The following is a 12,570-nucleotide window of genomic DNA, read 5'->3' as shown; positions in this document are numbered from 1 at the left end:
CTCCAGCACGTAGCTGCCGTGCACGTGGTAACCGCTGTGGGCGATCATCAGGCCCAGCTCGTGCAGGCGCGCGGCCCAGCCGAGCATGCGCGCGTCGTCGGGGTCCAGCGCCCAGCTGTCTTCGACCTGGGCCAGCAGGTTCATCGCGGTGTGCTCGACGCGGTCGGCCTGCACGATGTCGATGCCGTAGCGCAGGGTCAGCGCGGCCACCGATTCGTCGCGCAGGTCGTTTTCGCTGGCGCGGCCCAGAATGTCGTACAGGATGCCTTCGCGCATGGCCGCCTTACTGACCAGCAGCTTCTGCAGGCCCAGCGCCTGGAAGGCCGCCTCCAGCACCAGGATGCCGCCGGCGATGATCGGCCGGCGGTCGGCCGACAGCCCGGGCAGGTTGATGTCTTCGATGCGCTTGGCCTTGAGCAGCTCGTCGCGCAGCTGTGGCAGGGCTTCGGCGGTGATCGCGCCCTTGCTCAGCTTCATGGTGGCGCAGATCTCGCTGATCGCCTTGTGCGTGCCCGACGAGCCCAGCGCTTCATGCCAGCCCAGCGCCCGGTACTTGTTGGCGAACTGCTGGAACTCGGCGCCGATCTCGGTGAGCGCGTCCTTCCAGCGCTTGCGGCTGAGCTTGCCGCCCGGGAAGAACCGGCGCGTGCTGGCGATGCAGCCGGCCTGCAGGCTTTCGCGCTCCAGGGTCTGCATGCCCTGGCCGATGATGAATTCGGTGGAGCCGCCGCCGATGTCGATCACCAGGCGGCGCTGGTCCGGCTTGGGCGGTTGCGCGTGGGCCACGCCCAGGTAGATCAGGCGGGCCTCTTCGCGGCCGCTGACCACTTCGATGGCGTGCCCGAGCGCGGTCTCGGCCGGCATCAGGAAGGCCTGCGGCGAGCGCAGCTGGCGCACGGTGTTGGTGGCCAGCGCGCGTACCCGGACCGAGGGAATGGCGCGGATGCGCTGGCCGAACCGCGCCAGGCATTCCAGCGCGCGCTGGCGCGCCTCGGCGGACAGGCCGCCCTTGCCGTCCAGGCCATCGGCCATGCGCACCGTTTCGCGCAGGCGGTCGACCACCCGCAGCTGCCCGAGCGTGTAGCGCGCGATGACCATGTGGAAACTGTTGGAACCCAGGTCGATGGCGGCGAGCAGGTCGCCATCCTGCAGGGCGGGCGGAGTCGTGGAGGTATGCGGCATTTGCGAATGTTAGCCGAAGGGTGGGTCGCGAAGTCACCGCGCGCCCTTCACATGGGCAGGCTGCGACGACCGGTCGCATCGAAGGGGGGACCGGCGGCCGCCGATGCGCGAATCGTGACCCGCCGGGTGCGCACCGTTGCCCGGCACGCGGGGGACATCACCCGGTCGGTCCCTACAGCCCCTGCATCAACGCCATCTGCGCCGCGTGCGGCGGTTCGTCATGGCCCGGGGTGCACTTCAGGTAGCTGCCGTCGGCCTGCAGCTGCCAGGCGTTGAGGTTGTCGTCCAGGTAGTTCTGCAGCACGTCGCGGTACACCTTGCGTGCCAGCTCCGGGTCCAGGATCGGGAAGCAGGTTTCCACCCGGCGCAGCAGGTTGCGCTCCAGCCAGTCCGCGCTGGCGCAGTAGAGCTCGGCGGCACCATCGTTGCCGAACCAGTAAACCCGGCTGTGCTCCAGGAAGCGGCCGACGATCGAGCGCACCCGGATGTTGTCCGACACCCCGGGAACGCCCGGGCGCAGCGTGCAGGCGCCGCGCACGATCAGGTCGATCTGCACGCCGGCCTGCGACGCGGCATACAGCGCACGGATCACCTGCGGCTCGTTGAGGGCGTTCATCTTGGCGATGATCCGACCCGGACGACCACTGGTGGCCAGGCGGGTCTCGCGTTCGATCCGCTGCAGCAGGCCCGGGTGCAGGGTGAACGGCGATTGCAACAGGCACTTGAGCTTGGTCCGCGGCGCCAGGCCGGACAGCTGCTGGAACAGCAGGTGCACGTCGTTGCCGATGTCCGGGTCGGCGGTGATCAGGCTCAGGTCGGTATACGCGCGCGCGGTACCGCTGTGGTAATTGCCGGTGCCCAGGTGCACGTAGCGGCGCAGCTTGCGGCCTTCGCGGCGCACGATCAGCAGCATCTTGGCGTGGGTCTTGTAGCCCACCACGCCGTACACCACCTGTACGCCGGCTTCCTGCAGGCGGTCGGCCAGGCCCAGGTTGGCTTCTTCGTCGAAACGGGCGCGCAGTTCCACCACCACGGTGACGTCCTTGCCGTTGCGCGCGGCCTGGATCAACGCATCGACAATCTGCGAATCCTTGCCGGTGCGGTACAGCGTCTGCTTGATCGCCAGCGCGTTGGGGTCCACCGCGGCCTGCTTGATCAGGTCCAGCACCGGGGTGAACGCATCGAACGGATGGTGCAGCAGCACGTCCTTGCGCGCCACCACGTCGAAGATGCCGTCGCCGTCGCGCAGCACGCGCGGACTGAGCGGGGGATACTTCAGTTCGGGGCGGGCCAGCAGGTCGTACAGCTGGATCACGCGGTTGAGGTTGACCGGTCCGTCGATGCGGTACACCGCGTTCTCGGTCAGGCCGAAGTTTTGCAGCAGCGTGCGCACGATGTCGCGCGGGCAGTCCTGGGCGATCTCCAGCCGCACCGCCGGCCGGTAGCCGCGATCGACCAGCTCGTCGCGCAGTGCCAGCGCCAGGTTCTCGACCTCTTCCTCGTCCACCACCAGCTCGGAATTGCGGGTCACGCGGAACTGGTAGGCCCCCTGGACTTCCATGCCTGGGAACAGTTCATCGACGAAGGTCGACAGCACCGAAGACAGGAACACATAGGTCTGCGCGCCGCCGAGCTTTTCCGGCAGCTGGATGATGCGCGGCAGCGAGCGCGGCGCGCGCACGATGGCCAGGTGGCCGGCGCGGCCGAACGCATCGGTGCCCTTGAGCACCACCACGATGTTCAGCGACTTGTTGAGGATCTTCGGGAACGGGTGCGACGGATCCAGTCCCAGCGGCGACAGCACCGGCATGATCTCGTTGCGGAAATAGGCGCGCAGCCAGCGCTTCTGGCGGTGGTTCCAGGAGTGCCGGCCAAGCACGTCGATGCCGGCCTCGTGCAGTGCCGGGCGCAGGGTCTCGTTCCAGCAGCGGTACTGCTGGTCCACCAGCTGTGCGGCACGGTCATGGATGGCGTTGAGGATCGCCTGCGGGGTCATGCCATCCGGGGCCGGCGGCAGGCCGAACTCCTGCGCATGGCGGACCGCGGCGGCGCGGATCTCGAAGAACTCGTCCAGGTTGGTGCAGGAAATGCACATGAAGCGCAGCCGCTCCAGCAGCGGCACCTGGGTGTCCATCGCCTGGGCCAGCACGCGGAAGTTGAAATCCAGCTGCGACAGCTCGCGGTTGATGTACAGCGCCGGGTCACGCAGTGGATCGTTGTCCACAGGCACGGCGATGGGAACGAGAGTGCTCATGCGGAAAGGTCTTCGGAAGAGGAAAGGGAGGCCGCGTCGGCGCGCTCGCGGACGTGGTCGGCATCGAAGTGGCACGCGAACACGCTGCCCTTGCCGACCTCGCTCTGGATCTCCAGGCGCGCATGGTGCAGGCCCAGGATGTGCTTGACGATCGACAGGCCCAGGCCGGTGCCGCCGCTTTCGCGCGAGCGGCTGCTGGACACCCGGTAGAAGCGTTCGGTCAGGCGCGGCAGGTGGGTGGCGGGAATGCCATAGCCGGTGTCGCGCACGCTGAGCACCACGCCCTGGCCCTCGCGGGCCAGCTCGACTTCGACCCGCCCACCGGCCGGGGTGTAGCGCACCGCGTTGGTGACCAGGTTGGAGAAGGCGCTGTGCAGTTCCTTGTTGGAACCCTGCAGGTCGACCCCGGCACTGTCGATCACGCTGATCTGGTGGCGGCCCTGGCTGTGCGCTTCGGCCTCGCGGCGCAGCGTGGCCAGCATCGGCGCCATCGCCACGGTTTCTTCTTCGGTATGTTCCTGCGATTCCAGCCGCGACAGGGTCAGCAGGTCTTCCACCAGCTGGGCCATGCGCTGGGACTGCTTGCGCATTTCTTCCAGCATCGGGCCGGTACCGGGGAAGTCCTCCGGCTCCATCATGTCCAGGTAGCCGTGCACTACGGTCAGCGGCGTGCGCAGTTCATGCGACACATTGGCCACGAAGTCGCGGCGCACCTGCTCCAGCCGCAGCAGCTTGCTCACATCGCGGGCGATCAGCAGCCAGTAGTCCGGCGAGTAGGGAATCAGCCGCAGGTTGAGCCGGATCGCCGGGTCGACCGGGGAGGGCACGTCCAGGATCGGTTCGGCATTGCGCCCGCCGGCCAGCCAGTGGGCCAGCGGCATCGGCTGCAGGCGCTCGACCAGGGCCTCGCCCAGGTCACCGGGATGGTGCAGGCCGAGCAGCGAGGTGGCCGCTTCGTTGAACCACTGCACGCGCTGGCTGTTGCGGTCCACCACCACCACCGCGTCGGGCAGGGCGGCGGCGGCGGCGCGGTAGCTGCGCAGCATGTCCAGCAGGCGCCGCTTGCGCGTGCGCATTTCCAGCTGATTGCGGTACAGCAGGCGGTCCAGTTCGTTCCACACGCCGTTGCCGCCGCCCATATCCCAGCGCTGCCGGGCGGTCAGCCGGCGCAGCACCCGGCGCAGCCGCCAGTAATGCCAGGCCAGTGCGCCGATGGACGCCAGCGCGATGCACATCCACACATGGCCGGTGAGCAGCCCCAGCACGCCGGCGGCGAGCAGCAGCAGGGCGAGGGTGGCCAGTGTCTTCAACCAGGCAGAACGGATGTGGCGCGGCATTGCGGTCTCGCGGAAGGTGCGGTCCCCGGCGTGATCCGGGGGAGAGCGGGGCGCTGCTCCAGCGTAGAGCGGGGCTCTGCCCCGCTGAATCGTTGCCCCGCCGAATCGTAGAGCGGAACTCTGCCCCGCTGCCGAATCGTAGAGCGGGGCTCTGCCCCGCTGCTGGAGCAACCCGAGCGTAGCAGAAGGCAGGCGGTAATCAGGTCGAAGTGGAGAAGCGGTACCCAGCACCGCGCACGGTCTGCACCATGTTTTCGGCCGCGAACGGTTCAAGCGTCTTGCGCAGCCGGCGGATGTGCACGTCGATGGTGCGCTCCTCCACGTACACGCTGCCGCCCCACACATGGTCCAGCAACTGGGCGCGGGTATAGACGCGCTCGGGGTGGGTCATGAAGAAGTGCAGCAGGCGGTATTCGGTGGGGCCGATCGGCACCGGCTGGTCGCCGGCGAACACGCGGTGGGCGGCACCGTCGATGCGGATCGAACCGACCGCCACGCTGCCGTCCTCGTCATCGTCGCGGGCGCGGCGCATCACCGCGCGGATCCGGGCCAGCAGTTCGCGGGCCGAGAACGGCTTGACCACGTAATCGTCGACACCGGCTTCCAGGCCGCCGACGCGGTCGTTCTCTTCGCCGCGGGCAGTCAGCATGATGATCGGCACCTCGCGGGTGAGGGCCTCCTTGCGCCAGCGACGGGCCAGGTCCAGCCCACTGGTGCCCGGAAGCATCCAGTCCAGCAGGATCAGGTCGGGGACGCGATCAGCGATCGCCGTCTGCGCTTCGCGCGCATCACCGGCATGGATGGGGTCGTAGTCGCCCTTGCGGAGGGCGAAGGCGACCATTTCGCGGATCGCGGGTTCGTCATCGACGATCAGAATGCGTTTCTGCACGTGCGCACCGTATTGCTTATCAGACCGGGATTGAGCCCAGTAGACTACGGTTTCATGACATGTTTGTGACGACCCGGGCGGCGATCTATGCCGATTGCCATGCCCCGGTCATCTGTCGGAGCCCTGTTACCGGCTCAGCGCCGTTCCAGTTCCGGATCGCGGACGCCCTGGCGGCGCATTTCGAGCACGGTCGGGGTGATGCTCTCGATGCGCGCATCCACCCGCGCGCGGCCCACGTAGTCCAGGCCGGGCTGCTTCTTCAGGGCCTGCAGCTGGATCAGGGCCTGCTCCGGTCGGCCGTTCAGGTAGGCCGCCTCGGCGTAGGCCTCGCTGGCGCGCACCGTATCGCCGGCCAATTCGCTGGCCCGGGCATACCGCAGCTGGAACACCGGATCATTGCCGCTTTGCGACAGCAGCGGGCGCAGCATGGCCTGGGCGCGCTGGCCGGCCTCGCGGCCGCCCTGCTCGTTGAGGATCTCGGCGTAGGTCAGCGCCACCGGTCGGCTGCCGGGGTGCTGGCGCAGCAGCGTCTCGAAGCGGGCATTGGCCTGGGCGGGCTGGCCCGCGCGTGATTCGGCCTGGCCCAGCGCCACCGCGACCCACAGGTTGTCGGGATGGTCGCCGAGCAGCGCGGCCAGGTCGGTACGGGCCTGGGCGGCGCCGCTGTTGCGCAGCCGCGCCAGGGCCAGGCCGTAGCGCTGCGCCGGGCTCAGGCCGTTCTTCTGCGCGCGCTGCAGGTTTTCGTACTCGCGCACCACGTCGCCCGGAGTATCGGCGCTGAGCACGCGCAGGCGTTCGCGCGCCCACTCGAACTGGCCGCTGGCGCCGCGGCTGAGGGCGTTCACCGACAGCTGCATCGAGGCCGGCAGCAGCGGGTTGCCGCGCCGCACGATCGGGTCGGACAGCGCCGGGTCGGCCGGGTTCACCCGTTCCTGGCGGACCCCGCCGGGAACCTCGGTGGTCAGCAGCACGGTGTCCTTCTTCATCTGCTCGGCGCGGGCCTTGGCCTCGCTGATGCGGGTGGTATTGACCGGGTGGGTCTGCAGGAAGTCGGGTACCGAGTAGCCGCCGGCGTTGCCGCGCATCGAGGCGGACATGCGTTCGAAGAACCCGGCCATGGCATCCACGTCGTAGCCGCTGCGGGCCAGCGTGCGGATGCCCAGGCGGTCGGCTTCGGATTCGTTGCTGCGGGTGTAGTTGATCTGGCGCTGCTGCATCAGGCCCATGCCCGAGGTGATCGCGGCCATCGTCGCATCGCCGGACGAACTGCCCCCGGCCTGCTGTGCGGCCACCACCGCGGCCAGCATGCCCAGCAGGATCGGGATCTGGTCGCGCTGGGCGCGTTCCACCCCGCGCAGCACGTGCTGCTGGGTGACGTGGGCGATTTCGTGCGACAGCACGGCGGCCACCTCGTCCTCGCGTTCGGCGGTCAGCACCAGGCCCGCATTCACCCCCACGTAGCCGCCCAGCGTGGCGAACGCATTGATCTGGCGGTCCTTGAGCATGAAGAACGTGTAGGACTGGCGCGGCTGGGCGCTGTTGGAGCCCAGCCGGGTGCCGATGTTCTGCAGCCAGTCGTCCACCAGCGGGTCGTCCAGCAGGAACCCGTAGTTGCGCAGCTCGCGCAGCATCATGCCGCCGTATTCGGCCTGGCGGGCCGGGGTCAGCAGTTCACCGGCCGACGACCCGATGTCCGGCAGCTTGGCGTCCTGGGCCGAGGCCAACGGGGTGGCCAGGGCGAGGGTGAGCGCGGCGGAGAGCAGCAGAGGGCGCAATCGAAGCTCCAGAACAGGCGGGGCGGGGGACCAGGCGGCAGCGTGACAGGCTCCATGCCAATCTGCGGTTAATCCACAGTGTTGCGGTCATGACGTGGAAAAACCAGCGGCCAGCTACCATATACAGACACTCGTTTGTCCGTGGAGTTTCCCGTGAGCCAAGATGTTGCGTCCAACCCGGGTGGGGCCCCCGCCATCACCATCTATTCCACCGCCGTCTGCCCGTACTGCGTGGCCGCCAAGAACTTCCTGAAGAGCAAGGGGCGCGACTGGACCGAAGTGCGGATCGACCTGGACCCGGTCGAGCGCGACAAGATGATGGCCAAGACCCGCCGCACCAGCGTGCCGCAGATCTTCGTCGGCGACGTCCACGTGGGCGGCTACGACGACATGATGGCCCTGCACCGGGCCGGCAAGCTGGAACCGCTGCTGGCCGGCGAGGGCCAGGCGTGAGCGCGTCCGACGACGGCAGCAAGGACCGCATCGCCGAGTTCACCGAGTTCCGCCAGCGCATGAACCAGCGCATCCTGGGCGAGCCCAACCAGGTGGTGCGGCGCTTCTTCGCGCTGGACACCCAGACCTACCAGGCCGGCGCCCTCGATGTGAAGACCAAGGAGCTGCTGGGCCTGGTCGCCTCGATGGTGCTGCGCTGCGATGACTGCATCAGCTACCACGTGGCCCAGTGCAAGGACGCCGGGGTAACCCGCGAGGAATTCTTCGAGACCTTCTCGGTCGGCCTGGTGGTCGGCGGTTCCATCGTGATTCCGCACCTGCGCCGCGCGGTCGACTTCCTCGACCAGCTTGAAGGCGGTGCCGCCGCGCCGGCGGTTCACGAGCATTGAGGGCGGGGCCGCGGTGCGGCCCCCTCCGGATGACGCCGGCGACGCGCCGGCGGGTATCCGTTCATGTTCGACAGCACGTGCCCACCGACCAACGGTCGGTGGCTGCCTACCACCAATGGCGGATTTGGGTCCGTTGGGCGGGTCAGGCATAATTGCCGATGAAACTTCCCTTGCGCCCGTGCTCCGCGTAGCTGACGGACGGCGCTCCCCCTCGGTTCGGAATACACATCAATGACGCAGAAAATCACGGTCATCCGCGGTGACGGCATCGGCCCGGAGATCATGGACGCTACCCTGTTCGTGCTCGGCAAGCTGGACACCGGCTTTGAATACGAAGACGCCGACGCCGGCCTGGTCGCGCTGGAAAAGCACGGCGACCTGATGCCCGCTTCCACGCTGGAATCGATCGCACGCAACAAGATCGCCCTGAAGAGCCCGCTGACCACCCCGGTCGGTGGCGGCTTCACCTCGATCAACGTCAGCCTGCGCCGTCACTTCGACCTGTACGCCAACGTGCGCCCGGCCGTGTCGTTCCCGAACACCAAGTCGCGTTTCGGCGACGGCGTGGACCTGATCACCGTCCGTGAGAACACCGAAGGCGCCTACCTGGCCGAAGGTCAGGAAGTGTCGGCCGATGGCGAGACCGCCTTCTCCGGCACCCGCATCACCCGCAAGGGCTCCGAGCGCATCGTGCGCTACGCCTTCGAGCTGGCCCGCAGCACCGGCCGCAAGAAGGTCACCGCCGTGCACAAGGCCAACATCATCAAGTCGACCTCGGGCCTGTTCCTGGCCGTGGCGCGCGAAGTGGCGGCCAAGTACCCGGAGATCGAGTTCCAGGAAATGATCGTCGACAACTGCTGCATGCAGCTGGTGATGCGTCCGGAACAGTTCGACATCATCGTCACCACCAACTTGTTCGGCGACATCATCTCCGACCTGTGTGCCGGTCTGGTCGGCGGCCTGGGCCTGGCCCCGGGTGCCAACATCGGTGAGCACGCGGCCATCTTCGAAGCCGTGCACGGCACCGCGCCGGACATCGCCGGCCAGGGCAAGGCCAATCCGTGCGCGCTGCTGCTGGCGGCCGCGCAGATGCTGGACCACGTCGGCCAGACCGACAACGCCGAGCGCCTGCGCAAGGCCATCGTCGCCACCCTGGAAGCCAAGGATTCGCTGACCGGCGACCTCGGCGGCACCGGCAACACCATGGGCTTCGCCCAGGCCATCGCCAGCCGTCTGTAAGCGGTCGGTCGACATCGGCAGAGTCCACAGCGGGGCGCCTTCGGGCGCCCCGTTGCGTTGGGGCCTGCCGGCGCTGGCCCAGTCGTCGCCGCCCTCGAACTATTTGTGCGAAATGTGCGCAAATTGTGTGCGCGAAAGGGGCTGTTTCGTGCGTGGCACGCGCCGCATCCTGTGCCCACTTTCAACGCACAGGAGCACCACGATGAACCTCACCGCCTTCGGCCTTGCCAGCCTGATCGGCATGGCTGCCACCGCCCCGGTGGTTGCCGCCGAACCGTCGCATCCCACCATCCGCCACCTGGCCGGCGCGCCCGCGGCCGCCGCGCTGGACGCGGGCAAGACCGCCGTGCTGGTGATCGATTTCCAGAACGAATATTTCGATGCCCGTGCCGCGTCCGGCTTCGCCGGCGGCCGCATGGTCATTCCCGACGGCATGGCCGCACTGCGCCAGACCCGCCGCGTGGTCGACTTCGCCGATGCCCACGGCATCCGCGTCATCCACGTGCAGCATGTGCTGCCGGCGGGCGCGCCGCTGTTCGCGCAGGGCAGCGTCAACGCCGCCTTCCACCGCGACATGCAGCCGCGCAGCGGCGAAACCGTGATCCAGAAGGACAACGTCAGCGTGTTCGCCGGCGCCTCGGCCGCCGCGCTGGACACGGTGCTCAAGCAGGCCGGCATCGACACGTTGATCATCACCGGCCTGCAGACGCATGCCTGCGTCGTCGGTGCCGCCCGCGACGCGGCGGCCGCGCCGCGCGGTTATCGCGTCCTCGTGGCGTCCGATGCCAGCGCCAGTCGCGACCTGGACCTGGCCGACGGCACGCGCATCGGTCACCGCGCACTGCACGAGGCATCGCTGGCGCAGATCGAGGATGCGTTCGGCGATGTCATGACCACCGACGCGATCCTGGCCCTGCCGGTGCGCCAGGCCGGCGACGGCGCTTGATAAGCTGGCGGGACCCGCACCCGGCGGGTCCCGCCACCTGCCCGGAGCTGCCTGTCGATGGACCACTTCGCCGCCCTGCGCGCGCTGCGCGCCATCGTCGAGGCCGGCAGCTTCAGTGCGGCCGCCGAGCGGCAGGGGACCACCCACTCTTCCCTGTCGCGGCAACTGCGGCAGCTGGAAGAGCACCTGCAGGTCCGGTTGCTCGATCGCACCACCCGGCGGCTGTCGCTGACCGAGGCCGGGCGCGACTATTACCGCGACGCGGTGGCCCTGCTTGAGCGGCTGGAACTGGCCGACGACCGCGCCCGCGCCGGCCAGGCAGCGCCGAGCGGGCGCCTGCGCATCAGCGTGCCGCAGGTGGTGGCCAGCCAGGAACTGCCGCAGTGGCTGCCGGGATTCCTGGCCCGCTATCCGCAGGTGACCCTGGACCTGTCGGCCAACGACCAGCTGGTGGACGTGGTCGGGGGCGGTTTCGACATGGCGCTGCGCATTGCCGCCCGCCTGCCCGACAGCCAGCTGGTGGCCCGCGAGCTGGCGTGCTGCCCGCGCATCCTGGTGGCTGCACCGGCCTACCTGGCCCGGCACGGTCTGCCGCGCCAGGTGGCGGATCTCCAGGCCCACATGCTGCTCGCGTTCCAGCCCGGCGCCGCCAGTACCCCGTGGCACCTGCAGGGGCCGCGTGCCGCGCAGGCCAGCGTGGAGGCCGGCCAACGGCTGCGCGTGGATGCCACGCCCGCCCTGTATGCCGCAGTGCGGGCCGGCATGGGCATCAGCCTGTTCACCGCGTTGACCGTGCAGGACGACCTGCGCGCCGGTCGCCTGATCCATGTATTGCCGGGCTGGCATGCCGGTGAGCGCCGCTATTTCGCGCTGTATCCGCACGCACGTTCGCTGGCGCCGAAAGTGCGCGCGCTGGTGGACTACCTGGCCGCGCATTACGCTGGGCAGGTCGGCGCGGCCGTCTAGCGGTCGCCCAGCAACGGGAAGCATGGATGGAGTCGGTGTATCTGGTGGTCGCGCTGGGCGCGATCGTGGCGGGATTCGTGCAGGGCCTGTCCGGCTTTGCGTTCGGCATGGTGGCCATGTCGTTCTGGGCCTGGGCGCTGGACCCGCGGCTGGCCGCCACGCTGGCCGTGTTCGGCGCGCTGGTGGGGCAGTTGCTGGCCGTGTTCACGGTGCGGCGGGGGTTCAACCTGCGCCTGCTGCTGCCGTTCGTGCTGGGTGGCCTGGTCGGCATTCCCCTGGGCGTGGCGGTGTTGCCGCACCTGGACATGGCCTGGTTCAAGGCGTTGCTCGGTGGGTTTCTTGCCCTGTGGTGCCCGGTGATGCTGATGGCGCGTTCGCTGCCGCCTGTCACCGTCGGTGGGCGCCTGGGCGATACGGTGGCCGGCATGGCCGGTGGCGTGCTCAGCGGCATCGGTGGCTTCGCCGGGCCGGTGCCGACGCTCTGGGCCACGTTGCGTGGTTTCGGCAAGGACGAACAACGCGCGGTCATCCAGAACTTCAACCTGTCCATGCTGCTGGTCACCATGGGCGTCTACCTGGGCAGTGGCGTGGTCACCCGGCAGATGCTGCCGTACTTCGCCATTGTCGCCCCCGCCATGCTGGTGCCCACGTTGCTGGGCGCGCGCCTGTACATCGGCATCAGCGAAGCGCGCTTCCGTCAGATCGTGCTGGGCCTGCTCACCGCCTCGGGCGTGGCATTGCTGGCTTCGGCGCTGCCCACCTTGCTGGCCCGCCACGCGGGGACATGAAAAAGGGCGCCCGAAGGCGCCCCCGTGTTGCTTGCCGGCCGGGTGGCTCAGCGCTGCTGGATCTTCGACAGCAGGCGCAGGAATTCCACGTACAGCCACACCAGCGTCACCATCAGGCCGAACGCGCCGTACCACTCCATGTACTTCGGCGCGCGTGCTTCGGCACCGGTTTCGATGAAGTCGAAATCCAGCACCAGGTTCAGCGCGGCCACCACCACCACGAACAGGCTGAAGGCGATACCGAGCCAGCCGCCTTCATGGATCATCGGGATGTTGATGTTGAAGAAGCCGAGCACGAACGAGGCCAGGTACAGCAGCGCGATGCCGCCGGTGGCGGCGACCACGCCGAGCT

At 68.7% G+C, this 12,570-nt stretch carries 12 protein-coding genes; 6 read left to right on the top strand and 6 right to left on the bottom strand.

Features of this window, described 5'->3' with window-relative positions; genetic code table 11:
• From ppx to DBR34_RS09330, 5 genes are all read right to left on the bottom strand, one after another.
• A partial coding sequence (gene ppx, locus DBR34_RS09350) for an exopolyphosphatase (RefSeq protein ID WP_128096582.1) occupies nt 1–1,182 on the bottom strand: 1,182 nt, incomplete at its 3' end.
• 172 nt (nt 1,183–1,354) lie between these two features.
• On the bottom strand, nt 1,355–3,436 hold the full coding sequence (gene ppk1 / locus DBR34_RS09345; protein WP_128096581.1) for a polyphosphate kinase 1: 2,082 nt from the start codon (nt 3,434–3,436) through the stop codon (nt 1,355–1,357).
• A complete protein-coding gene (phoR, locus tag DBR34_RS09340; RefSeq protein ID WP_038690180.1) occupies nt 3,433–4,773 on the bottom strand; it encodes a phosphate regulon sensor histidine kinase PhoR in 1,341 nt (446 codons plus the stop codon). Before phoR ends, ppk1 begins: the two co-directional genes overlap by 4 nt.
• A 199-nt stretch (nt 4,774–4,972) precedes the next feature.
• Nucleotides 4,973–5,662 carry a phosphate regulon transcriptional regulator PhoB gene (gene phoB / locus DBR34_RS09335; protein WP_038690178.1) on the bottom strand — a complete coding sequence of 230 codons (690 nt, stop codon included), beginning with the start codon at nt 5,660–5,662 and terminating at the stop codon, nt 4,973–4,975.
• 134 nt (nt 5,663–5,796) lie between these two features.
• Complete coding sequence (locus tag DBR34_RS09330; RefSeq protein ID WP_128096580.1) at nt 5,797–7,437, bottom strand: M48 family metalloprotease; 1,641 nt, start codon at nt 7,435–7,437, stop codon at nt 5,797–5,799.
• Between the two features lie 153 nt (nt 7,438–7,590).
• Here DBR34_RS09330 and grxC point away from each other — a divergent pair, with 153 nt between their 5' ends.
• The 6 genes from grxC (at nt 7,591) to DBR34_RS09300 (ending at nt 12,218) form a co-directional block, all read left to right on the top strand.
• Nucleotides 7,591–7,890 (top strand): glutaredoxin 3, encoded by a 300-nt coding sequence (gene grxC, locus DBR34_RS09325; RefSeq protein WP_038690174.1) that lies wholly within the window; start codon nt 7,591–7,593, stop codon nt 7,888–7,890.
• Complete coding sequence (locus DBR34_RS09320; protein ID WP_128096579.1) at nt 7,887–8,279, top strand: carboxymuconolactone decarboxylase family protein; 393 nt, start codon at nt 7,887–7,889, stop codon at nt 8,277–8,279. Before grxC ends, DBR34_RS09320 begins: the two co-directional genes overlap by 4 nt.
• Before the next feature lie 231 nt (nt 8,280–8,510).
• Nucleotides 8,511–9,518, top strand: coding sequence for an isocitrate dehydrogenase (locus tag DBR34_RS09315; RefSeq protein WP_128096578.1), 1,008 nt, complete (start codon nt 8,511–8,513; stop codon nt 9,516–9,518).
• A 202-nt stretch (nt 9,519–9,720) separates the two neighbouring features.
• The gene (locus tag DBR34_RS09310; protein ID WP_128096577.1) at nt 9,721–10,464 is read left to right on the top strand and encodes a cysteine hydrolase; all 744 of its coding nucleotides are present in this window, start codon (nt 9,721–9,723) and stop codon (nt 10,462–10,464) included.
• 57 nt (nt 10,465–10,521) lie between these two features.
• A complete protein-coding gene (locus DBR34_RS09305) occupies nt 10,522–11,430 on the top strand; it encodes a LysR family transcriptional regulator (RefSeq protein WP_128096576.1) in 909 nt (302 codons plus the stop codon).
• Between the two features lie 26 nt (nt 11,431–11,456).
• Nucleotides 11,457–12,218, top strand: coding sequence for a sulfite exporter TauE/SafE family protein (locus tag DBR34_RS09300; protein ID WP_128096575.1), 762 nt, complete (start codon nt 11,457–11,459; stop codon nt 12,216–12,218).
• 47 nt (nt 12,219–12,265) lie between these two features.
• Here the strand turns inward: DBR34_RS09300 and DBR34_RS21750 are convergent.
• Nucleotides 12,266–12,570, bottom strand: a 305-nt coding sequence (locus DBR34_RS21750; RefSeq protein ID WP_219928250.1) for a Bax inhibitor-1/YccA family protein, incomplete at its 5' end; no start/stop codon positions are given.

It is taken from the genome of Stenotrophomonas sp. HMWF003, from assembly GCF_003061285.1.
Lineage (GTDB): Bacteria > Pseudomonadota > Gammaproteobacteria > Xanthomonadales > Xanthomonadaceae > Stenotrophomonas > Stenotrophomonas maltophilia_AP.
Note: the sequence above shows the minus strand (reverse complement) of the source record. Positions and strands in the feature narration are given on the sequence as shown.